The organism is Saccharothrix sabaoui (genome assembly GCF_051756985.1).
GTDB lineage: Bacteria > Actinomycetota > Actinomycetes > Mycobacteriales > Pseudonocardiaceae > Actinosynnema.
Map to the genome: position 1 here is coordinate 1 of NZ_JBPKJK010000122.1, position 21,778 is coordinate 21,778.

17 protein-coding genes are annotated in these 21,778 nt (G+C 73.5%); 11 read left to right on the forward strand and 6 right to left on the reverse strand.

Features of this window, described 5'->3' with window-relative positions; genetic code table 11:
- Nucleotides 1–13 precede the first annotated feature (13 nt).
- Both ACR807_RS29870 and ACR807_RS29875 read left to right on the forward strand, forming a co-directional pair.
- Nucleotides 14–733 carry a TetR/AcrR family transcriptional regulator gene (locus tag ACR807_RS29870; RefSeq protein ID WP_438924785.1) on the forward strand — a complete coding sequence of 240 codons (720 nt, stop codon included), beginning with the start codon at nucleotides 14–16 and terminating at the stop codon, nucleotides 731–733.
- A gap of 36 nt (nucleotides 734–769) precedes the next feature.
- Nucleotides 770–2,239 carry a hypothetical protein gene (locus tag ACR807_RS29875; RefSeq protein WP_438924786.1) on the forward strand — a complete coding sequence of 490 codons (1,470 nt, stop codon included), beginning with the start codon at nucleotides 770–772 and terminating at the stop codon, nucleotides 2,237–2,239.
- Nucleotides 2,240–2,253: 14 nt separating this feature from the next.
- Here the strand turns inward: ACR807_RS29875 and ACR807_RS29880 are convergent, their stop codons facing one another.
- Nucleotides 2,254–2,616, reverse strand: coding sequence for a hypothetical protein (locus ACR807_RS29880; protein WP_438924787.1), 363 nt, complete (start codon nucleotides 2,614–2,616; stop codon nucleotides 2,254–2,256).
- A gap of 195 nt (nucleotides 2,617–2,811) precedes the next feature.
- On the opposite strand from ACR807_RS29880, the gene ACR807_RS29885 reads away from it, so the two are divergent.
- From ACR807_RS29885 to ACR807_RS29895, 3 genes are read left to right on the forward strand one after another with little or no spacing between them, the layout of a single operon-like run.
- Nucleotides 2,812–3,573: a 3-hydroxybutyrate dehydrogenase gene (locus ACR807_RS29885; RefSeq protein ID WP_438924788.1), complete on the forward strand. Its 762-nt coding sequence runs from the start codon at nucleotides 2,812–2,814 to the stop codon at nucleotides 3,571–3,573.
- Nucleotides 3,574–3,621: 48 nt separating this feature from the next.
- Nucleotides 3,622–4,953 (forward strand): MFS transporter, encoded by a 1,332-nt coding sequence (locus ACR807_RS29890; RefSeq protein WP_438924789.1) that lies wholly within the window; start codon nucleotides 3,622–3,624, stop codon nucleotides 4,951–4,953.
- A 4-nt stretch (nucleotides 4,954–4,957) separates the two neighbouring features.
- Nucleotides 4,958–6,811 carry a helix-turn-helix domain-containing protein gene (locus ACR807_RS29895; RefSeq protein ID WP_438924790.1) on the forward strand — a complete coding sequence of 618 codons (1,854 nt, stop codon included), beginning with the start codon at nucleotides 4,958–4,960 and terminating at the stop codon, nucleotides 6,809–6,811.
- A 55-nt stretch (nucleotides 6,812–6,866) separates the two neighbouring features.
- On the opposite strand, the gene ACR807_RS29900 is transcribed toward ACR807_RS29895, so the two are convergent.
- Nucleotides 6,867–8,219: an alpha/beta hydrolase family protein gene (locus tag ACR807_RS29900; RefSeq protein ID WP_438924791.1), complete on the reverse strand. Its 1,353-nt coding sequence runs from the start codon at nucleotides 8,217–8,219 to the stop codon at nucleotides 6,867–6,869.
- A gap of 85 nt (nucleotides 8,220–8,304) precedes the next feature.
- Between ACR807_RS29900 and ACR807_RS29905 the strand changes: the two genes are divergently transcribed.
- Nucleotides 8,305–9,237: an extracellular catalytic domain type 1 short-chain-length polyhydroxyalkanoate depolymerase gene (locus ACR807_RS29905; RefSeq protein WP_438924806.1), complete on the forward strand. Its 933-nt coding sequence runs from the start codon at nucleotides 8,305–8,307 to the stop codon at nucleotides 9,235–9,237.
- A 112-nt stretch (nucleotides 9,238–9,349) separates the two neighbouring features.
- Entirely contained in the window at nucleotides 9,350–9,616 is a 267-nt protein-coding gene (locus ACR807_RS29910) for a hypothetical protein (protein WP_438924792.1), read from the forward strand.
- Nucleotides 9,617–9,723: 107 nt separating this feature from the next.
- On the opposite strand, the gene secA2 is transcribed toward ACR807_RS29910, so the two are convergent.
- Nucleotides 9,724–12,042: an accessory Sec system translocase SecA2 gene (gene secA2, locus ACR807_RS29915; RefSeq protein WP_438924793.1), complete on the reverse strand. Its 2,319-nt coding sequence runs from the start codon at nucleotides 12,040–12,042 to the stop codon at nucleotides 9,724–9,726.
- 199 nt (nucleotides 12,043–12,241) lie between these two features.
- Between secA2 and ACR807_RS29920 the strand changes: the two genes are divergently transcribed.
- A complete protein-coding gene (locus ACR807_RS29920; RefSeq protein WP_438924794.1) occupies nucleotides 12,242–13,048 on the forward strand; it encodes a hypothetical protein in 807 nt (268 codons plus the stop codon).
- A gap of 145 nt (nucleotides 13,049–13,193) precedes the next feature.
- On the opposite strand, the gene ACR807_RS29925 is transcribed toward ACR807_RS29920, so the two are convergent.
- Nucleotides 13,194–14,492, reverse strand: coding sequence for an MFS transporter (locus ACR807_RS29925; protein WP_438924795.1), 1,299 nt, complete (start codon nucleotides 14,490–14,492; stop codon nucleotides 13,194–13,196).
- A gap of 10 nt (nucleotides 14,493–14,502) precedes the next feature.
- A complete protein-coding gene (locus ACR807_RS29930) occupies nucleotides 14,503–17,472 on the reverse strand; it encodes an acetyl-CoA carboxylase family protein (RefSeq protein WP_438924796.1) in 2,970 nt (989 codons plus the stop codon).
- A gap of 170 nt (nucleotides 17,473–17,642) precedes the next feature.
- Between ACR807_RS29930 and ACR807_RS29935 the strand changes: the two genes are divergently transcribed.
- The gene (locus ACR807_RS29935; RefSeq protein WP_438924797.1) at nucleotides 17,643–18,578 is read left to right on the forward strand and encodes a sporulation protein; all 936 of its coding nucleotides are present in this window, start codon (nucleotides 17,643–17,645) and stop codon (nucleotides 18,576–18,578) included.
- Between the two features lie 82 nt (nucleotides 18,579–18,660).
- The gene (locus tag ACR807_RS29940; protein ID WP_438924798.1) at nucleotides 18,661–19,833 is read left to right on the forward strand and encodes a PIN-like domain-containing protein; all 1,173 of its coding nucleotides are present in this window, start codon (nucleotides 18,661–18,663) and stop codon (nucleotides 19,831–19,833) included.
- 25 nt (nucleotides 19,834–19,858) lie between these two features.
- On the opposite strand, the gene ACR807_RS29945 is transcribed toward ACR807_RS29940, so the two are convergent.
- Nucleotides 19,859–20,482, reverse strand: a complete 624-nt coding sequence (locus tag ACR807_RS29945) for a TetR/AcrR family transcriptional regulator (RefSeq protein ID WP_438924799.1) — start codon at nucleotides 20,480–20,482, stop codon at nucleotides 19,859–19,861.
- 87 nt (nucleotides 20,483–20,569) lie between these two features.
- Between ACR807_RS29945 and ACR807_RS29950 the strand changes: the two genes are divergently transcribed.
- Nucleotides 20,570–21,718, forward strand: coding sequence for an acyl-CoA dehydrogenase family protein (locus ACR807_RS29950; RefSeq protein WP_438924807.1), 1,149 nt, complete (start codon nucleotides 20,570–20,572; stop codon nucleotides 21,716–21,718).
- Nucleotides 21,719–21,778 lie beyond the last annotated feature (60 nt).

Sequence of the window (21,778 nt, forward strand, 5' to 3'; positions counted from 1 at the left end):
TATCGTCCTCCCGGTGAGCGCAACGGACGACGTGCGGCGCCGGGGGCTGGAGCTGCTCTGGAAGGACGCCGAGCGCCCCGCGCGCGGTCCCCAGCGGGGGCTCACGCTGGAGCGCATCGTGAGCACGGCGATCGAGCTGGTCGAGACCGAGGGCGTGGCCGCCCTGTCCATGCGCCGGGTGGCCCAGGACCTGGGCGTCGGCCCGGCCTCGCTCTACACCTACCTGCCCGGCAAGGCCGAGCTGGCCGCCCTGATGCTCGACGCCGTCGCGTTCGACGAGACCCTGCCGCACGAGTGGCCGGGGGACTGGCGGGCGAAGATCGAGGGCTGGGCGCGCTCCGACTGGGAGGGCTACCGCAGGCACCCGTGGGTGCTGCACTTCGTCTCCGTCGTGCCGCTGCCCGGGCCGAACCTGCTGCGCTGGATGGACTCCGGCCTGCGCGTGTTCGACGACACCGGCCTGGGCGAGGCCGAGAAGATGGCCGTCGTCGAGTCGGTCGACGCCTACGTGCGCGGCCAGGCCAGGCTCAGCCTGGAGGGCCGCGACCCCGACGACGGCGACGAGGTGCGCGCCCGCAACGCCGCGCTGCGCGACCTGGTCGACTTCACCCCGTACCCGGCGCTGGTGCGGGCGCTCCAGGCCGGCGTCTCCCCGTACCAGGGGCAGAAGTTCGAGTTCGGGCTGCGGCTGCTGCTCGACGGTGTCGAGGCTCTCATCGCTTCTCGCGGTTGAGCGGCACCGGGAGCGCGTCCGGCGCGTTCCAGTGCCATGACGGGGGAGAAGGACGAACTGGAACCGCCTCGCTGGGCGGTGTGGGTGGCGCGCGTCGTCGCGGTGCTGGTCGTGGTGCCGGTGCGGGTGGCGTGGGAGGCGGTGCGCCGCCTGGTGCTGCGCCCGGTGGCCGCGCTGGCGGCCCGGCTGCGCGCGTCGGGCGGTGCGGTGGCCCGCTGGGTCCGCGCGGTTCTCGGCCGGGTGGCGACCGCGGTCGGCGGCGCGGTGCGGCGGGTGTCCGGCGCGCTGGGGCGCGGGGTGCGGCGGGTGTTCGGCGCGGTCGGGCGCAGTGCTCGGTGGGTGTTCGGCGCGGTCGGGCACGGGGTGCGGTGGGTGTCCGGCGGGTTGGTGCGGTTCGTCGCGCGTCCGCTGGGTCGGGCGGTGCGGTGGGGCTTCGGCGCGCTGGGGCGGTTCGTGGTGCGGCCGGTCGGGCGCGGGGCGCGGTGGCTGTCCGGTGCGCTGGGCCGCGCGGCGCGGTGGTGCGTCGACGCGGTGGGGCGCTTCGTGGTGCGCCCGGCGGGTCGGGCGGTGCGGTCGGGTTTCGGTGGCCTGGGGCGGTTCGTGGTGCGCCCGACCGGGCGCGGGGTGCGCGCGGCCGGGCGGGCGGTGGTCCGGGCGGTCCGGTGGACGGCGCGGGGGCTGCTGCGGCCCGCCGGGCGCGGACTGCGCCGCGCGGTGCGCGTGCTGGTGCTCGACCCGGTCGCCTGGTGCGGCCGGACGCTGGTGGTCGCCCCGGCGCGGTGGGTGTGGCGGCACGTCGTGGTGCGGGCGGCCCGGCTGGTCGGCCGCGGGCTGGCGTGGGTGTGGCGGCGGGTGGTGGTGCGGGCGGCCGGGGTGGGCGGTGCCGGGCTGCGGTGGGTGTGGCGGCACGTCGTGGTGCGGGCGGCCCGGCTGGTCGGTCACGGGCTGGCGTGGGTGTGGCGGCGGGTGGTGGTGCGGGCGACCCGGGCGGGTGGTGCCGGGCTGCGGTGGGTCCGGCGGCAGGCGGCGCGCGGGGCGCGGGGACTGGGGCGCGGCCTGGGGTGGGTGTGGCGGCACGCGGTCGTCCCGCTCGCGCAGGCGGTGGCGGTCGGGCTGTGGTGGCTCGTCCGGTTGTTCGCGGGTGCGCTGGTGTGGGCGTTCCGGTGGGTCGGGCGGGCCGCGGCGGCGGTGGGCCGGTTGCTGCGCGACGCCGGGATCTGGGCGGCGCGACGGGTCCTGCTGCCGCTGTGGCGGCTGCTCGCGCGCGCCTGGCGCGCGCTGGTCGTGGCACCGGCCCGGTGGCTGCGGGACGCGGTGCTCGCGCCGACCGGCCGCGTGGTCCGGCGGGTCTGGCGCGGCGCGGTCGTCGCGCCGACGCGCTGGGTGGTGCGCACCGCGGTCGTCGAACCGGCCCGCTGGGTGCGCGGCGCGGTGCTCGCGCCGGTGAGCCTGGCGGGGCGGCGGGTGCGCGCCCAGCTCCGCGCCGCCTTCCGCCGCCGCGGCTGACGCCCCCTCGCGGATCAGCCGGTCGCCGCCCCGGTGGCGCCGGCCGCCGTCCTGACCGCCACCGCCGTGGTGGCCACTGCCGTGGTGGCCGTAGCCCTGGTGGCCACGGTCTTGGCGACCGCCGGCTTGGTGACGGCCGGCTTGGCGGCGGCCGGCTTGGCGGCGGCCGGCTTGGCGACCGCCGACTTCGCAGCCGCGGCCGCGGCCGCGGCTCCCGGCTTGGCCTCGGCCGCCTCGGCACCGGCGTCCTCCGTCAGGCCCGCACCCTCGGCGAGGACCCCCTCGGCGGGCACCCCGTCGGTCGGGACGTCCCTGCTCGCCAGGATGATCCCCTCGAACTCGCGCAGCAGGTCGTCGAAGATCGGCGTGAGTGACACTTGGTAACCCCCATAGCCTGGTTGGTCCCCCGATCGGGCCAAAGCAGACTACTCATGCCGGAGCGTTCGCTTCAGCCGGTATTCACGAAGTCGTCGCTCTTGGCGCTAACTGTTGGCTAAACACACCCACCGCCCACCAGGTGTGTCGACCGTTCACATGGGCCGCGAACCGCAGGTCACCTAGCGTTTCGCCCCATGACGAGTGTCCCCGGTCACAGCCACGACCTCTCCGGCCGCACCGCCCTGGTCACCGGCGCCGCCAGCGGCATCGGCCGCGCGGTGGCGGTGGCCCTCGCGGCCGCCGGGGCGGAGGTGCACGCGGTCGACCGCGACGTCGACGGCGTGGCCGAGGTCGCGCGGGAGATCGGCGGCACCGGCCACGCCGTCGACCTGACCGGCGACGTGTCCGGCCTGCCCGCCGAGGTCGACGTCCTGGTCAACAACGCGGGCCTCCAGCACGTCGCCCCCGTCCACGAGTTCCCGCCCGAGCGGTTCGAGCTGCTCCAGCGGGTCATGGTGACCGCGCCGTTCCTGCTCGCCCGGCACGTCCTGCCGCACATGTACCAGCGGGGCTGGGGGCGGGTGGTCAACCTCTCCAGCGTGCACGGCACCCGCGCGAGCGCCTTCAAGTCCGCCTACGTCACCGCCAAGCACGGACTGGAGGGCCTGAGCAAGGTCATCGCCCTGGAGGGCGCGCCGCACGGCGTCACCAGCAACTGCGTCAGCCCCGGCTACGTCCGCACGCCCCTCGTCGAGAACCAGGTCGCCGACCAGGCCCGGGCGCACGGCGTCGACCCCGACCGGGTGCTCGCCGACGTGCTGCTGGCCCGGCACGCCATCAAGCAGCTCGTGGAACCGCACGAGGTGGCCTCCGTCGTGCTGTGGCTGTGCGGCCCGCACTCCGGCCACGTCACCGGCTCCTCGTTCACGATCGACGGCGGCTGGACCGCCCAGTAACCGCCCACAGGCCCCCGCAAGCACACCCCCAACGAAGTGGTGACCGCCATGACCGTCCACACCCCGCCGAAACCGGGCTTCGCCAAGGTCGTCGTCGCAAGCCTCATCGGCACGACCATCGAGTGGTACGACTTCTTCCTCTACGGCTCGGCCGCCGCGCTGGTGTTCAACAAGCTGTTCTTCCCCGGCGCGGACCCGCTCACCGGCACGCTGCTCGCGTTCACCACCTACGCGATCGGCTTCCTGGCCCGCCCGCTCGGCGGCCTGGTGTTCGGCCACTACGGCGACAAGCTCGGCCGCAAGAAGCTGCTCGTGCTGAGCCTGGTGCTGATGGGCGGCGCGACGTTCGCCATGGGCCTGCTGCCCACCTACGCCGCCATCGGCGTGGCCGCGCCGATCCTGCTGACGCTGCTGCGGCTGGTCCAGGGCTTCGCGCTCGGCGGCGAGTGGGGCGGCGCGGTGCTCATCGTGTCCGAGCACGGCAGCGCGGAGCGGCGCGGCTTCTGGGCGTCCTGGCCGCAGGCGGGCGTGCCGATGGGCAACCTGCTCGCCACCGCCGTGCTCGCCGTGCTGGCCGCCGTGCAGAGCGACGAGGCGTTCCTGTCGTGGGGCTGGCGCGTGCCGTTCCTGCTGTCCGGCGTGCTCGTCCTCATCGGGCTGTGGATCAGGCTCAGCGTCACGGAGTCGCCGGTGTTCCTGGAGGCGCAGCGCCGGGCCGAGGCGACGAAGCAGCCCGAGAAGGCCCCGATCGTGTCGGTCGTGCGCGACCACTGGCGCGAGGTGCTGATCGCCATGGGCGCGCGCATGGCGGAGAACGTGTCGTACTACGTGATCACCGCGTTCATCCTGGTCTACATCACCACCGAGCTGGGCATGTCGAGGTCCACCGGCCTCAACGCGGTGCTCATCGGCTCCTTCGTGCACCTGGTCACGATCCCGCTGTGGGGCGCGCTGTCGGACCGCGTCGGCCGGCGCGCCACCTACCTGTTCGGCACGGTCGGCATCGGCCTGTGGATGTTCGTCTTCTTCGCCCTGCTGGACACGAAGTCGTTCCTGCCCATCACGCTCGCCGTGACGGTCGGCCTCGTGCTGCACGGCGCGATGTACGGCCCGCAGGCCGCGTTCTTCTCCGAGCTGTTCGGCACGAAGGTCCGCTACTCGGGCGCGTCCATCGGCTACCAGCTGGCGTCGATCGCGGCGGGCGCCGTGGCGCCCCTCATCGCCACCGCCCTGCTCGCCGCCTACGACAGCACCCTGCCCGTCGTGCTGTACGTGCTGGGGATGTGCGTGCTCACGGTGATCGCCGTGGTGGCGGCCAAGGAGACGAAGGGGACCTCGCTGGACCACGCCGCCGGCGAGCGGCCGTCGGTGACAGCATGAGCGCATGAGTGGGGCGGACGCGGTGGAGCACCTGCTGGAGCTGCTGGACCTGCTGGCGAACGACGCGGGCAGCGACCGGCTCGCGGCGGTGCTCCCCGCGGCCCGCGCGGCGGGCGTGACCGGGGTCGAGCTGGACCGGGTCGCGCGGGCCGGCGAGTGGGCGCTGCGCGTCCACCGCACGCTCACCGCGCACCGCCGCCGCGAGGCCGAGCTGGAGGCGTTGTTCGACACCGCCAACGACCTGGCCGGGGCGCGCGACCCGGACGCCGTGCTGCGCTCCATCGTGCGCCGCGCCCGGCTGCTGCTCGGCGCCGACACCGCCTACCTGAGCATGAACGACGCCGGCGAGCGCGGCACGTACATGCGGGTCACCGACGGGTCGGTCTCCGCGCTGTTCCAACGGGTCCGGCTCGGCATGGGCGAGGGGCTGGGCGGGCTGGTGGCGCAGACCGCGCGGCCCTACGTGACCGCCGACTACTTCGCCGACGACCGGTTCGACCACACCGGCCCCATCGACGCCGCCGTGCGCGACGAGGGCCTGGTCGCGATCCTCGGCGTGCCGCTCAAGCTCGACAGCCGCGTCATCGGCGTGCTGTACGCGGCCAACCGGTCGCCGCGCCAGTTCCCGCCCGACGAGGTGGCGCTGCTGTCCTCGCTGGCCGACCACGCCGCCATCGCCCTGGACACCGCGCACCTGCTGGAGGAGACGCGGGCCGCGGGCGAGACGATCCGCGCGCACAACGAGGCCCTGCGCCGCGCCGAGGACGCCCACGACCGGCTGACGGACCTGGTGCTGCGCGGCGCGGACGTGCCCGAGGTGGCCGCCGCCGTGGCGAAGGTCCTCGACGGCGGGATCGTGGTGCACGACGCCGAGGGCGCCGAGCTGGCCCGCATCGGCACCACGCGGGCGCCGGCGCCGCGGAACGCGGTCAACGCCTCCCGGGCGAGCGGGCGGGCCGTGCCGCAGGACGGCACGTGGGTGTGCGCGGTGCTGGCGGGGCGCGAGCTGCTCGGCGGCCTGACGCTGACCGACCGCCCCGACCTCGGCGACGCCGACCGCCGCCTGTTCGAGCGGGCGGGCGTGGTCACCGCCCTGCTGCTGCTCCTGCGCCGCACGGTCGCCGAGGCGGAGAACAAGGTGCGCGGCGAGCTGATCACCGACCTGCTGGCGTCGACCGACCCGGACCCGGTGGCGCTGCGCGCGCGGGCCCGCCGGGTGGGCGTCGAGCTGGCCGCCGAGCACGTCGTGCTGGTCGCCGACGGCCCCCGCGACCGGCTGCTGGCCGCCGCCGCGCACCACGCCTCGGCCTGCCGCGGCCTGGCGGGCGCGCACGGCGAGCACGTCGTGCTGGTGCTGCCCGGGGCCGACCTCCGGCGGGCCGCGCACGACGCCGCCCGGGTGCTGGGCGCCGCCGTCGGCGTGCCGGTGACCGTGGGCTCGGGCGGTCCGGCCCACGGGCCCCAGGACGTGGCGACCGCGCACGCCGAGGCCGTGCGCTGCCTGCGGGCGCTGGTCCAGCTCGACCGGCGGGGCACCGGCGGCACCCTGGCCGACCTCGGGTTCGTGGGCGTGCTGCTGGGGGACCGGGCCGACGTGGCGGGCTACGTGCGCGCCACCCTCGGGCCGCTGCTGGACTACGACGCGAGCCGGGGCACCGAGCTGGTCCGCACGGTCACCGCCTACTTCGCGTGCGGCGCGAACCTGAGCCGCGCCAAGGACGAGCTGCACGTGCACGTGAACACGGTCGTGCAGCGGCTGGACCGGGTGGCGTCGCTGCTGGGCGAGGACTGGCAGTCGCCGGAGCGGGTGCTGGAGGTGCAGCTGGCGCTGCGGCTGATGCGCGTGCTGGGCGGGTGAGCCGGTCCGCCCGGTCCACCCGGGTCCGCCCGGTCCGCCCGGCACGCGCGTCGGCTCAGGCCAGGGCGCACTCCACCGCGTTCACCGAGGCGGGGCGCGGGACGGTCGCGGACGCGGGCGGGCGGGTCCCGGTCAGCCAGCCCTCCAGGGCCGCGAACGCCGTGCGGTGGCACGGGGTCAGCGGGCGCAGGCGGTCCGGGAAGGCGTCGTACAGCGAGTCGACGTGCGTGCCGCCCTCGACCCGGTAGTACCGGAACAGGTGGCCGCGCCCGGCCCGGCGGACCATGTCGGCGTACACGTCGGAGCCCTCGGTGATCGGCAGCAGGACGTCGAGGGTGCCGTGCAGGGTGAGCAGCGGCTTGCCGATGCGGCCGGTCAGGGCGATGCGGGCGACGGCCCGCTGCGCGGTGGGCCGTGACCGGTAGTCGTAGTCGGCGTCGCACAGCGGCGTGCCGGGCGCGCAGAACGGGGTGCCCGCCTCGGCCGCGCCGTCCCACCCCGGGTCCAGCTCCTCGCGGTAGATCCGCTGGGTCAGGTCCCAGTAGTACTGGTGGTGGAACTGCCACAGGAACTCCGACTCCGCCGGGAAGCCCGCCGCCACGACGGCCGCGCGGTCGCCCGTGGCGTACCCGGTGAGCGCGGGCGGCAGGAAAGTCAGCAGGTTCGGGCCGCGCGCCGACCACAGCGTGCCCTCCCAGTCGACGCCGCCGTCGTACAGCTCGGGGTGGTTCTCCAGCTGCCAGCGCACCAGGTAGCCGCCGTTGGACAGGCCGGTGGCCAGCGTCCGCGACGGCGGCCGGCAGTAGCGCTGCGCCACGACGGCCCGCGCGGCGCGGGTCAGCTGCGTGACGCGGTGGTTCCACTCGACGAGGGCGTCGCCGGGGCGCTCGCCGTCCCGGTGGAACGCCACGCCCGTGTTGCCCTTGTCGGTGGACGCGAACGCGTACCCGCGGGCCAGCACGAAGTCGCTGATCGCCCGGTCGTTCGCGTACTGCTCGCGCACGCCCGGCGAGCCGGCGACGACGAGGCCGCCGTTCCAGCGGTGCGGCAGGCGGATCACGAACTGCGAGTCGTGCGCCCACCCGTGGTTGGTGTTGCCGGTGGAGGAGTCGGGGAAGTAGCCGTCGACCTGGGTGCCCGCCACCGGCGTCGGCGCGGGCAGGCCGGCCGGGGTGAGGCCCGCCCAGTCGGCGGGGTCGGTGCGGCCACCGGCGGTGGACAGGTCGTCGAGGCGGGTCAGTTCCTGGTGCTCGGCACCGGGAACGCGCAGGGGGCCGCATCCCTCTCGGGCGGACGCGGGCACCGCCTGCACCGTGGTCGCGAGGAGCGCTGCGATCAGCGGAACGGCGATGTTCACCCGTGGACCGTAGGGCGGTTCCCGGCGCCCCGGAATGGTCGCGGACGCCATGGCCCGCCGCGCGGATGTGGTGCGCGCAGCCATCGTGCCGGGCGCGCCGGCGCTTTTACCTTCGAGTGCGGACAAGGAGGTCCGCATGCGCGTACTCGCACTGGTCGCCCTGTTGTTCACGACGGTGTTCGCGCCACCCGCGCACGCCGCGAGCGTCACCGAGGTTTTCTCTTTCGGGTCGAATCCCGGGAACCTGAAAATGTTCCGATACGTACCGGACGGCCTGCCCGCCGGTCGTCCGCTGGTGGTCGTGCTGCACGGCTGCACGCAGGACGCGGGCTACGGCACGTCCAGCGGCTGGGTGTCGCTGGCCGAGCGGATGGGGTTCGCCGTCGTGCTGCCCCAGCAGCAGGGCGTGAACAACCTGAACAAGTGCTTCAACTGGTTCCAGGCCGCCGACACCGCCCGCGGGCAGGGCGAGGCGGCGTCGGTGAACTCCATGGTCGCCCGGGTCAAGGCCGACTTCGGCACCGGGCGGACCTACGCCACCGGCCTGTCCGCGGGCGGGGCGATGACGTCGGCGCTGCTGGCCGCCTACCCCGAGGTGTACTCGGGCGGCGGGGTGGTCGCCGGGCTGCCGGCCGGCTGCGCCACGTCGATGATCGACGCCTTCACCTGCATGAACCCCGGCAAGAACCTGACCCCGCGCCAGTGGGGCGACCGGGTGCGCGCGGCGTCGCCGCACCGGGGTCCGTGGCCGACGATGACCGTGTGGCACGGGACGGCCGACTACACCGTCGCCCGGGCCAACCAGCAGGAGATCGTGGAGCAGTGGACCGACGTGCACGGCACCGACGCCACTGCCGACGTTACCGACACCCTGGCGGGTTACCCCCGATCGATATACCGGGACAACACCGGGTCACCTGTGGTCCGTTCGCACACCGTCACCGGTATGGGGCACGGCCAACCGGTCGATCCCGGCAGTTCGCCTCAGCAGTGTGGTTCGGCAACGGCTTACGTGCTGGACGTGAACGCCTGTGCGGCCTACTACCTAGCACAGGAGTGGGGCCTTTAGGCCCTCGATCGGGGTGTTTTGTCGCGGCCGGTCGGGGTAGCTGGAATGACGCAGCGAAGTTCGCACCTCCAGGTGATTTACCTTCACCCGGCGTGAGGTGTCTGCTTCCGGGGTGACTGAGCAACGGCGCTCTACGCGCACAGAGCAGGAGTGGGACCTGATCCGGCGCATCCAGAACCTGGCCCACATGGCCGAACGCACCGCGTTCGACCACTCCAACTTCGTCGGTCCGCCGCCGTCCAAGCAGCACCTGGACATCCTGGCGGAGATCCGTGCGCTCACCGAGCAGGCGGTGCAGCAGCGGATGCGGACACCGACCGGACTGCCCCGGCAGGCCGAGCCGGTGGACGACGCGACGTTGGCCGCCCCCGTCTTCTGACCGCCGTCGCGGGCTGGGCCGGCTCCCAGCCCGCACGAACCCCTACGCGCCCGCCCTACCGGCGTCCGCTCGATTCGCCGTTCAACGGCACCCGCTTGATTCGCCGTTCAACGGCGGCGCACCAGCTTCACCAGACCCTTGAACGTCTCCTCCAGACCGGAGGAGAACGGGTTGTCGTTGACCAGGTACGTCCACGTCGTGTTCGGGCGCTGCACGCCCGCCTCGGCGAGGTGCGCGCCGTCGGCGTCGATCTGCACCTTGGCGAACGTCTCCTCCGCCTCGTCCCAGGCGTCCGGCACGATCTTGTTGTACGCCGGGATCGCCTCGCGGTGGAACTCGTCCAGCGGGTTCTGCCTGGCCAGCGCCCGCAGGTGGATGCCCTCGCGCAGGTCGGTCAGGAACGTCAGGTGGTCGCTCCACCGCTGGTCGAGGTGGTGCAGCGCGATCAACCGGGCCGCCTTGACCTTGATCTCGTGGTCGACGTCCTCCAGCTCGTGCACCCGGTCGGGCTTGCGCGAGGACAGCTCCTCCCACGCCAGCTCGGTGCGCAGCAGCTTGTCGCGGTGCTTGAGCAGCAGCAGCCGCTGGTGCTCGATCAGCTTGTTGTAGCGCCACGTGTTGCGGTGGATCTCCAGCTGCACGCCCTCGGCGACGCGCTGCGCGTGCTCCACGGTGTGCAGGGTGCCCGAGTCGGTGATGCGGCCGTCCTCGTCCACCTCGGCCGGCTCGTCGTGGTCGGGCACGTACTGGGTGACCAGGTCGTCCTGGAGCGAGGAGAAGAACACCGAGCCGCCGGGGTCGCCCTGGCGGCCCGCGCGACCGCGCAGCTGGCCGTCCAGCCGCGACGACGAGTGCCGGCCCGTGCCGATGACGTAGAGGCCGCCCAGCTCGGCGATGCGCTCCCGGTCGGTCGAGTCGTGCCCGCCCAGCCGGATGTCCGTGCCGCGGCCCGCCATCTGCGTCGACACGGTCACGCGCTCGAACGAGCCCGCGTCCGCGATGATCGCGGCCTCCTCGGCGTCGTTCTTGGCGTTGAGGACCACGCACTCCAGGCCGGCCTCGGACAGCTTGCGCGACAGCCGCTCGGACTCGGCCACGTCGAGCGTGCCGACCAGGATCGGGCGGCCCGTCCCGTGGACCTCCTTGATCTCGGCGACGACCGCGGCTTCCTTCTGCTCCAGCGTCGCGTACAGGCGCGGTGCCTCGTCCTCCCGGATCGTCTCCACGTTCGGCGGGATGACCAGTACTTCCAGCCGGTAGAAGTCGCGCAGCTGCTCGGCCACGGCGACCGCCGTGCCGGTCATGCCGCACACCGTGGGGTAGCGGCTCAGCAGCGCCTGCACGGTGATCGAGTCGAGCACCTCGCCCGCGTCCGTCGTGGCCACGTTCTCCTTGGCCTCGACCGCGGCCTGGAGGCCGTCGGGCCAGCGCTGGAGCTTCGCGATCCGGCCGCGGGTGTCGTTGATCAGGTGGACCTTGCCGTCGCGCACGATGTAGTCGACGTCGCGGTGCAGCAGCACCTGGGCGTGCAGGGCGACGTTGACCTTGGACAGCGTGGTCGACACGTGCTCGTCGGAGTACAGGTCGATGCCGCCGAGCGCCCGCTCGACCAGCTCGCTGCCCGCGCCCGTCAGGTAGACGTTGCGCTCCTCGTCGTCGATCTCGAAGTGCAGGTCGCGGCGCAGCCGCTTGACCAGGTCGGCCAGGGCCGGGTCGACGGCGGGACCGGCCGTGGAGCCCGCGAGCACCAGCGGCACGCGCGCCTCGTCCACCAGCACCGAGTCGGCCTCGTCGACCAGCGCCACCCGCGGCTCGGGCACGATCAGGTCGTCCTCGTCGGTGGCGAGGCGGTCGCGCAGCACGTCGAAGCCGATCTCGCTGACCGACGCGTAGGTGACCTCGGCCTGGTAGGCGGCGCGGCGCTCCTCGGACTTGGAGCTCTGGTCGATCCAGCCGACGCTCACGCCGAGCAGCTCGTAGAGCGGCCCCATCCACTGGGCGTCGCGCTGGGCCAGGTAGTCGTTGACCGAGACCACGTGCACCCGGTCGCCGCGCAGCGCGAACCCGGCGGCGGCGATGGCGCCGGAGAGCGTCTTGCCCTCACCGGTGGCCATCTCCACGACGTGGCCCTCCAGCAGCCCCAGGGCGCCCAGGACCTGCACGTCGAACGGTCGCAGCCCCAGGGCGCGGTCGGCGGCCTCCCGGCCGAGCGCGCAGACCTCCACCAGCTCGGGGCGGCCGAACTCGGACCTCTCGCGCAACGCCCCCGCGGCCGCCGTCAGCTCCTCGTCGCTGAGCGCCTTCACCCGCTCGGCCTGCTCGTTCACCTCGTCGAGCAGCTTCCGGTAGGGCGAGAGGTCGGCGGAGCCGGGCTTCTGCGCGAACCGGCGCAGCTGCTGCTTGAACCGTCCCAGGAGAGTGGTCACGGCACGGCAACGTACGGCAAGGCGGCAACGTTCCGCACGTCACCCGGTTGACAGTTCACTCGTCTCGACACGTCGATCTTGTCCCGCCGGACCGCGGAAGGGACGAATCCGACGCTTTCCGTCAAAGTGCGCCTCTGCGGCCGACTACACCTCGTTACCCTGTGATTCTCGTAGGTAGCCGGACTCCCCAGGAGGTGGGATGTCCACTCACTGCGCCCCGTGGTCGGCCGGATTACCCGGTGGTGACACGGTCCTGCGCGGGACCCTCGTCGTCGCGCTCCTCGCACTGCTCGTGCTCAGCCTGGCGCTGTTCAGGAACCGGAGGGAGGCCTCGCGCCGCCTGGAGAGCTACCGGAACAGCACCTCGCGCTACGTCAAGCTCGCGGAGGGCAGCGCCTCGCCGGAGTACCGGGTGCTGGACTGGGACGATCTCCTCGTGATCGAGCCCAACGGCGACACCCGCAAACGGCTCGTGCTGCGCGCGGAGGTGCTGGGGGACGAGTTGCGGGAGTTGCGGCTCACGCACGGTTGCGGGTGGCCTCAGCCCGCCAGGCACCGACGCCGGGTGACTGTCGTGGCGCGGAAGCTGTTCGCGGGCGACGTACCCGGCCCGAAGATGCCGATCACGTTCTCGTGGGTGAAGAACGGCAAGTTCATCCTGGTCGTCCACTTCCGCACGGCATTGCCGAGGGGCAGCGAGTTCGGTGTGCTGGTCGAGTGCGAGTGGCCGGGCATGTGCGCGCCATTGATGCTTGATCGGAATCCGGACGAATTCACCTTCAGGTTCTACTTCCCCATAATGCGTGCTCGCTACCGTGTCTCACTGCCGCCGGGCGTCGACGCGTACTCCGAGCTCTTGGGCTTCGAAGAGGGGGACCAGGGGGTCGCGTTCGACCGCAGCGTGGACGAACGCGGTAGGATGGTGTTCAGCCTGGCGGCGACCTTTCCGCTGCTTCTCGAAAACATCGGCATGCGCCTTGAGGTGAGGAGGGGTGCGCTCATGTGAACGCACCCTCGGGTAGTTACCCGTCGTTGCCGCTTTCACACCCATGTCGTCGGATGATGCTCGAATCTCCCTTCGGGGCACGCATCGATCGCGTGCCCCGAAGATAGTCCAAGGGATGTGGAATTCTACCGCTGTTCGGTCGAATTCACGCCACCCGGTGCGTCTCCCGCAGCCCCAAGACGGAGCCCAGCGTCACCAGGCCCATCACGAGCAGGAACGCGGACACCGACATCGAGGTGCCCGTGGCCGCCAGCAGCGCGGTCATGACGAACGGGGTGCCGCCGCTCACCAGGATCGACGCCAGCTGGTAGGCCAGCGACGCCCCCGAGTAGCGCACCTGCGGCTCGAACAGCTCGGCCAGGTAGGCCGCCACCGGCCCGTAGACCAGGCTCGACGTCACCCCCGACACGGCCAGCGCCACGAAGATCAGCCCCAGCGACGCGGTGTCGACCAGCCAGAAGTACGGGAACGCCCACACCGTCATCCCCACCGCCCCGGCGATGATCAACGGCCGCCGCCCGTGCTTGTCCGACCACCGGCCGGCCAGCAGGATCACCGGCACGGACAGCAGCGACGACAGCAGCGTCACCACCAGCACCGAGTTGCGGGTCAGGCCCAGGTCGCGCGTGGCGTAGTCCAGCACGCCCGCGATGCTCACGTAGAACACCGCGTTCGAGGCGAACATCAGGCCCGCGCCCAGCAGCACCGGCCGCCGGTGGGTGCGCAGCACCTCCGACAGCGGCGCGGCGGGCACCGCGGGACCGGAGGCGCGCCGCTCCTTGATCTCCTTGAACACCGGGCTGTCCTCCACCTTGAGCTGGATGAACAGCACCACCGGGAACAGCAGGGCGCTCGCCAGGAACGGCACCCGCCAGCCCCACGACGCGAACTCCGCCGCCGGCACCAGGGCGCCGACCAGCAGGAACGCCACGTTGCCCAGGATCACGCCCAGCGGCACGCCGGCCTGGCCGAACGTGCCCGCGAAACCGCGCCGCGACGGCCCGGCGGTCTCGGTCAGCAGCAGCACGACGCCGCCCCACTGGCCGCCGACCGCGATGCCCTGGAGGAACCGCAGCAGCACCAGCAGCACGGGCGCCAGCACGCCGATCGACGCGCTGGTCGGCAGCAGGCCGATCAGGAACGTCGCCAGCGCCATCATCGCCAGGCACGTCACCAGCGCGGGCTTGCGCCCGAACTTGTCGCCGACGTGCCCGAACACCAGGCCGCCGATCGGCCGGGCGACGAAACCCGCCCAGAACGTGCTGAACGACAGCAGCAGCCCGACCAGCGGCGTGGCCCCCGGGAAGAACAGCTTCGGGAACACCAGCGCCGCGGCGGTGGCGTAGATGAAGAAGTCGTACCACTCCAGGGAGCTGCCGACGAGGCCGGCGCCCATGAGCTTGCGCAACGTGCGGCGCTGGTCGGGTGGGGCGGTCGTGACCATTCTCTTCCCTTCACCAGGTGTCCACGAACGGACGCTTCTTGCCGGTCCGCGCGACGCGGTCCGGTGACGTCAGCTGCGTGCTGATCCAGTGCCGCGTGTCCGCCGGGTCGACGACGTCGTCGATCTCGAACGCGGACGCGACGTTCAGCGCCTTGCCGTGCTCGTAGGCGGCGGCGACCATCGCCTCGAACGCCTCGCGCCGCTGCGCGGGGTCCTCGACGGCGTCCAGCTCGCGCCGGTACCCCAGGCGCACCGCGCCCTCCAGCCCCATCGGGCCGAACTCGCCGCTGGGCCACGAGATCGCGAACCGCGGCACCTTGAGGCTGCCCGCGGCCATCGCCTGCGCGCCCAGCCCGTACGCCTTGCGCAGCGCCACGAACCCGAACGGCACGTCGAGGTTCGCGCCCGCCACGAGCAGCCGGGTCAGGTGCCGCACGGTGGCGGTGCGCTCGGCGTCCGGGCCGACCATGAACCCCGGCGTGTCGCACAGCGACACCACGGGCAGGTCGAACGCGTCGCACAGCTGGAGGAACCGGGCGGCCTTGTCGGCGGCGTCGGAGTCGATCGCGCCGCCCAGGTGCGACGGGTCGTTCGCGATCAGCCCCAGCGGCCTGCCCTCGACCCGCACCAGCGCCGTGACGACCCCGCGCCCGAACCCCCGCCGCAGCTCCAGCACCGAGCCGGTGTCGGCCAGCGCGTCCACCACGGTCCGCACGTCGTAGGCGCGCACCCGGTCCTCCGGCACGAGGTGCCGCAGCAGCCGCTGGTCGGCGCACTCCCACCGCTCGACCGGCCCCTGGAAGTACGACAGGTACTTGCGCGCCACGGCGACCGCCTCGGCGTCGTCGGCGACGAGCACGTCCACGACGCCGTTGGGCACCTGCACGTCGACCGGCCCGACCTCCTCCGGTCGGAACACGCCGAGCCCGCCGCCCTCGATCATCGCCGGGCCGCCCATGCCGATCGTGGCGTCGCGGGTCGCGATCACCACGTCGCAGGTGCCCAGCAGCACCGCGTTGCCCGCGAAGCACCGGCCCGAGGCGATGCCGACCAGCGGCACCAGCGCGGACAGCTTCGCGAACAGGTGGAACGCCATGCAGTCCAGCCGGCTCACGCCGTCGTGGTCGGTGTCGCCGGGCCGCCCGCCGCCGCCCTCGGCGAACAGCACGACGGGCAGCCGCTGCCGTTCGGCGAGCGTGAACATCCGGTCCTTCTTGGCGTGGTTGCGGATGCCCTGCGTGCCCGCCAGCACCGCGTAGTCGTAGGACATCGCCACGACCCGCTCGCCGCCCACCACGCCGACGCCCGCGACCAGGCCGTCGGCCGGGGTGCGCTCGACCAGCTCGTCCAGCGACCGACGGCGGCGCTGCGCGGCGATGGCCAGGCCGCCGTACTCGGTGAAGTCCTCGCACAGGTCGGCGATGTTCTCCCGGGCCGTGCGCCGACCGGCCGCGTGCCGCCGGGCCTCCGCCCCCGGGCGGGCGAAGTCGTGCCGGGCCAGCGCCTCGGCCAGGTCGGGCCGCACCTCGTCCAGGTCGACCTCGACGGCCTTCTCCTCGACGGCGACGTCCACCCCCTCGGCGAGCAGCGCCCCCTCCGGCACCTGGTCGCCCACCGACACCAGCACCCGGCCGTCGCCGACCGGCACGACGTGCTGCATCTTCATCGCCTCGACGACGACCTCGCCGCTCCCGACCGCGACCACGACGCCTTGCACGGGGGAGCGCGCCCCGGTGTCCTCGCGCGGCAGCGAGTCGACCAGCCCGGTGTGCGCGCGCAGCACGTCCGGGTGGTCCAGGAGCCCGCGCAGGAACGGGATGTTCGTGCGCGCACCGTCCACGGTGAACTCGTCGAGCGCCCGCCGCGCCCGGCGCAGCGCCGTGACCGGGTCGTCCGCGTGCACGACGACCTTCGCCAGCAGCGGGTCGAAGCCCAGGCCCGCGCGGTAGCCGACGGACGCGTGCGTGTCGACGCGCACGCCCGGCCCGGACGGCGGCGTGAACGCCGACAGCCGCCCCGTCGAGGTCAGGCTCACCCGCAGCTGGAGCGCGCTGCCGCGCGGGGTGTGCGCGAGGTCCGGTTCCACCTCGGTGGCCAGCAGCAGCTGCGCCCGCACCAGGTCCAGGCCGGTGACCTGCTCGGTGACGGTGTGCTCGACCTGGAGGCGCGGGTTGGCCTCCAGGAACGCGAACCGGCCGTCCGGCGCGAGCAGGAACTCGACCGTGCCCAGGCCGGTGTAGCGGACCGCGCGGGCGAGGACCGCCGCCGCGTCGTGCAGGGCGGCGCGCAGGCCGTCGGGCAGGTCCGGCGCGGGCGCGACCTCGATCACCTTCTGGTGGCGGGACTGCACCGAGCAGTCGCGGTCGCCGAGCACGGTCGTGCCGACCAGCTGCACCTCGACGTGCCGGGCGGGGTCGAGCAGCTCCTCGACGTACACGGCGTCGTCGCCGAACGCGGCCAGCGCCTCGGCCCGGCACCGCCGCACCGCCGCGTCCAGGTCGGCGAGCCGCCGCACGACCCGCACGCCCTTGCCGCCGCCGCCCGCGACCGCCTTCACCACGCACGCCCCGCGCGCCCGGAAGAACCCCTCGAAGTCCTCCACCGCGCCGTCCAGGACGGGCACGCCCACCTCGGCGGCCAGGGCGCGGGCCCGGTTCTTGTCGCCGAGCAGCTCCAGCACCTCCGGCGGCGGTCCGACGAACGTGAGGCCGGCCCCGGCGCAGCGGCGCGCGAACCCGGCGTTCTCGGCGAGGAAGCCGTAGCCGGGGTGCACCAGGTCGCAGCCGGTCGCCGCGGCGAGCACCGCGTCCGCGTCCAGGTACGACCGCTCGTCGGGCAGCCGCACGGCGCGGTCGGCGAACCGGGCGTGCGCGTCGTCGGAGTCGGTGACCAGCGCGACGGTGCCCCACCCCAGGTCGGCGGCGGCGCGCAGCACGCGGACGGCGATCTCGCCCCGGTTGGCGACGAGCAGCGTGGGCACGACGGCGACCTCCCTCAACGGTCCTGAGCGACCGCTTAGTATGTGACGGCCGTCGCATACTGGCACCTGGCCTTAGCGTTCGTCCAGAGGGAACCGATCCACCGGGTGAGGCGTCCTTGGTGCATTCGGCCCCGAGGGCGGGGCCGAAGAGCAGTCCGGGAGGCACCACCGTGGTTTTCAAGAGGATGTTGCGCGCGTTCGGGGTCGGCGGTCCCACCGTGGACACGGTGCTGTCCAACCCCGGCGTCCGGCCCGGTGAGCTGCTCACCGGCGAGGTGCGCGTCATGGGCGGCGACCACGCCGCCGAGATCGACCAGGTGAAGCTGTCCCTGGTCACCCGCGTCGAGGTGGAGAGCGGCGACAACGAGCACAACCGCACCGTCGAGTTCGCCCGGGTCGTCGTCGCCCAGCGCGTCGGCGTGGGCGCCGGCCAGAACCTCGTGCTGCCGTTCCGGTTCCCCGTGCCGCTGGAGACGCCGCTGACCGTCGTGCACGGCCAGCCGCTGCGGGGCATGACCATGGGCCTGCGCACCGAGCTGGAGGTGCGCGGCGCGGTCGACCCCGGCGACCTCGACCCGGTCGCCGTCCACCCGATCCGCTCGCAGGAGCACGTGCTCACCGCGTTCGGCGCCCTCGGCTTCCGCTTCCAGCGCGCCGACAACGAGCAGGGCCGCATCCACGGCGTGCCGCAGCAGCTGCCGTTCTACCAGGAGATCGAGTTCCTGCCGCCGCACCAGTTCCTGTCGAAGATCAGCCAGCTGGAGCTGACCTTCGTGACCGACCCGCACCACCTCTACACGGTGCTGGAGGCGGACCGCCGCGGCGGCCTGTTCCGGCAGGGCGGCGACTCGTTCGGGCACTTCGCCATGTCCCACGACGAGGTCGTCCGCACCGACTGGGCGGCGCTGCTGCACCGGTGGGTGGAGCAGGTCGCGGGCCGGCGCTCGTCCGGCGGCCACGGCGTGCACGGCGGCCACCACGGCGGTCACCGCGGTCACGGGATGGGCGCGGGCGGCCTGGTCGCGGGCGCCGCGGCGGGCGTGTTCGGCGGGATGGTCCTCGGCGAGGCCCTCGACGAGGCCGGGGACTTCTTCGAGGGGGAGTGACCGACCGGGGGCGCCGGCGGTGGCGCCCCCTTCGGGAACCCCCTGGTTCCCCATCGCGGTGGGGAGGGACGACAATCCCGGGGTGCCCGACTCCGGGAAGACCGACGAGCAGCCGACCGACGCCGCGCCGCGGGGGATCCTCGACGGCTTCGGCGCCTACCGCACCGCGCGGCCCGACCACTACCGCGACGTGCTCGCGCGCGGCCTGGTGGTGCTCGACACCGACGCGCTCCTCGACCTCTACCGCTACCCGCCCGCCGGGCGCGCGGAGCTGCTCAAGGCGCTGCACCGGGTGCGCGACCGCCTGTGGGTGCCGCACCAGGCGCTGGCCGGCTTCTGGCGCGGCCGCGAGTCGGTGCTCGGCGACGCGGAGCGGGCGACCGCCGAGGCGACCTCCGCGCTCGCCGCAGCCGAGGAGCGGGCGCTGCGGGGGCTGCGCGCCTGGGCCGACCGGGTGGCGCTCGACGACGACGCCCTGCACGACCTCGAACAGGGCCTGCGCGACGCCCACGGGCACGTCGCCGGGCGCCTGGCCGAGGTCGCCCGGCGGCACGTCGTCGCCGTGGCCGACACCGAGGAGGACCCGGTCGTCGCCGACCTCGACGGCCTGCTCTACGGCCGCGTCGGCGAACCCCTGCCGGACGCCACGCCGGACCACCGGGGCGTGTGGCGGGAGCTGCTGGCCGAGGCGACCGCGCGCCGGCAGGACGTCCTGGTCCTCACCGGCCTCGCCGGGGACCGGTGGTGGCGGCGCGACGACGACGGCAACGCCCGGGGCCCGCGGCCCGACCTGTACGAGGAGCTGCGGGAGGCGGCCGGGGTGCGGCTGTTCGTGATGAGCCCGGACGCCTTCCTGCACCACGCCCGCGAGTCGGCCGACCCGGTCGTGCGGGAGGCCGTGCCCGCGCGGAGCGCGCTGGAGCGGCTGGCCCACGCGTTCGTCACCGACCAGGGCTTCGAGGCGGTGGTCGTCGACTACCGGCGCAACCACGTGGTCGTCGAGGGCGAGCGGCGGGGCGTCGAGCGCGGCGCGCTGGTGCTCGAAGCGCAGCGGGGCGACCCGCGCGCCACCGCGGCGTGGATCGGCGGGCTCACGCGCCGGCACGCGGGCATCGAGGTGGTCGTCTTCCCCGAGCGGCCCGCCGACATGCTGCTCAACGGCGTGAGCGTGGTGGGCGTGCCCGCCGTCTGGCGCTCGGGCGACGGCTGGGACGGCTCCGACTCCGCCCGGGAACGCGGCTGGCTGGACATCTAGCGGCCCGGTGTCACCCGGCCGGGTGTCACCGGGCCGACGCGCCCACCATGCGCAGCACCAGGTCCGCGTAGAGGTCGCCGATCTCCTCCGGCGTGCGCCCCCGGTCCGGCTTGAACCACCGCGCCACGTCGATGCACAGCGACAGCACCGCCAGCACCGCGCCGCGCACGTCGGGCACGTCGAAGTCGCCCGTCCGCACGCCGTCCTCGACCATGCCGCGCACGGCCGCCTCGATGCGCCGGCGCAGCTCGACGACCTCGGCCAGGTGCTCGGGCGTCAACGCGCTCAGCTCGTACTGCACGACGCGCGCGGTGGTGTGGAACTCGGCGTGCCAGGACGCGAACGCCCGCACCGCCGACGCCAGCCGCGCCACCGGAGGTCCGGCGGGCACCCCGGTCAGCACGGACAGCGACGTCGCGTGGCCGACCCGGGAGATCTGGAAGAGCAGCTCCTCCTTGGAGCGGTAGTGGATGTAGACCGCCGCGGGGGACATGCCGGCCTGCGCGGCGATGTCCCGGGTGGTCGTCGCGTGGTAGCCGCGGACCGAGAACGCGGCCGCGGCGGCGATGAGCATGCGCCGCGCCGCGGGGGGCGTCACGGACGCCCAGGTCTCGTCCAGCAGCGCGAACTCGCCGCGGGTCGACGTCATCACACCCTCCTTGACACGAAGTCGGACGATACCGCACGCTAAGCACACGCTTAGACCTAAGCAACCGCTTAGTATGGAGGCTTGGAAGTGCGCCGCACGCTGTTCGAACCCGACCACGACGCGTTCCGCGAGACCGCGAAGGCGTTCGTCGACCGCACGCTCAAGCCGAACTACGAGAAGTTCGTCGAGCAGCGGCACATCGACCGGGACGTGTGGCTGGAGGCCGGCCGCCAGGGCCTGCTCGGCCTGGAGATCCCCGAGGAGCACGGCGGCAGCGGCGCGAACGACTACCGCTTCAACGCCGTCCTCGGCGAGGAGCTTTCCAAGGTCAGCGCCGGCATGGCCTCCTGCCTGGGCATCCACGGCGACGTCGTCGCGCCCTACCTGGCCGACCTGTGCACCGAGGAGCAGAAGCGGCGCTGGCTGCCCCGGTTCTGCTCGGGCGAGATGACCACCGGCATCGGCATGACCGAGCCGTCCGGCGGCTCCGACCTCGCCGCGCTCAAGTCGAACGCCGTGCGCAAGGGCCCCGACTGGGTCCTCAACGGCTCCAAGACGTTCATCACCAACGGCTTCTCCGCCGACATGGTGGTCATCGCGGCGCGCACCAACCCCGACGCGAAGCCCGCGCGCGGCATCACGCTGTTCGCCGTCGAGACCGGCATGAAGGGCTTCGAGCGGGGCCGCAAGCTCGACAAGGTCGGCCAGCCCGAGTCCGACACCGCCGAGCTGTTCTTCGACGACGTGCTGGTGCCCGCCGAGAACGTCATCGGCGAGGTCGACAAGGGCTTCATCCACATGATGGAGCGCCTGCCCCAGGAACGCCTCGGCGGCGCGATCTCCAACCTGGCCCACGCCAGGCAGATCCTGGAGGAGACGATCGCCTACGCCAAGGAGCGCAAGGCGTTCGGCCAGTCCATCGGGTCGTTCCAGCACAACAAGTTCACCCTCGCCGAGCTGGTCACCAAGGTCGACGTGACGCAGGCGTTCCTGGACCAGTGCACCGACGCGCACACCCGCCGCGAGCTGACCGCGACCGACGCGGCCAAGGCGAAGTACTGGAGCGCGGACGTGCAGAACGACGTCATCGACGCCTGCGTGCAGCTGCACGGCGGCTACGGCTACATGACGGAGTACCGCGTGGCCCGCGCCTGGATGGACGCCCGCGTCACCAAGATCTGGGCCGGCTCCAACGAGATCATGAAAGAGCTCATCGGCCGCGAACTCGGGCTGTGACTTGGCCGCTGCTCCGCAGGCGGCGGCTCGGCCGCCCGGAGTCGGCCTCGCGGGTGGTGG

Coding starts and splice junctions, on each gene's coding strand:
- ACR807_RS29895 (WP_438924790.1), top strand. CDS start 4,958: ATGAGTGGGGCGGACGCGGTGGAGCACCTGCTGGAGCTGCTGGACCTG.
- ACR807_RS29925 (WP_438924795.1), bottom strand. CDS start 14,492: ATGGTCACGACCGCCCCACCCGACCAGCGCCGCACGTTGCGCAAGCTC.
- ACR807_RS29890 (WP_438924789.1), top strand. CDS start 3,622: ATGACCGTCCACACCCCGCCGAAACCGGGCTTCGCCAAGGTCGTCGTC.
- ACR807_RS29900 (WP_438924791.1), bottom strand. CDS start 8,219: ATGGCGTCCGCGACCATTCCGGGGCGCCGGGAACCGCCCTACGGTCCA.
- ACR807_RS29945 (WP_438924799.1), bottom strand. CDS start 20,482: ATGACGTCGACCCGCGGCGAGTTCGCGCTGCTGGACGAGACCTGGGCG.
- ACR807_RS29920 (WP_438924794.1), top strand. CDS start 12,242: ATGTCCACTCACTGCGCCCCGTGGTCGGCCGGATTACCCGGTGGTGAC.
- ACR807_RS29905 (WP_438924806.1), top strand. CDS start 8,305: ATGCGCGTACTCGCACTGGTCGCCCTGTTGTTCACGACGGTGTTCGCG.
- ACR807_RS29885 (WP_438924788.1), top strand. CDS start 2,812: ATGACGAGTGTCCCCGGTCACAGCCACGACCTCTCCGGCCGCACCGCC.
- ACR807_RS29875 (WP_438924786.1), top strand. CDS start 770: ATGACGGGGGAGAAGGACGAACTGGAACCGCCTCGCTGGGCGGTGTGG.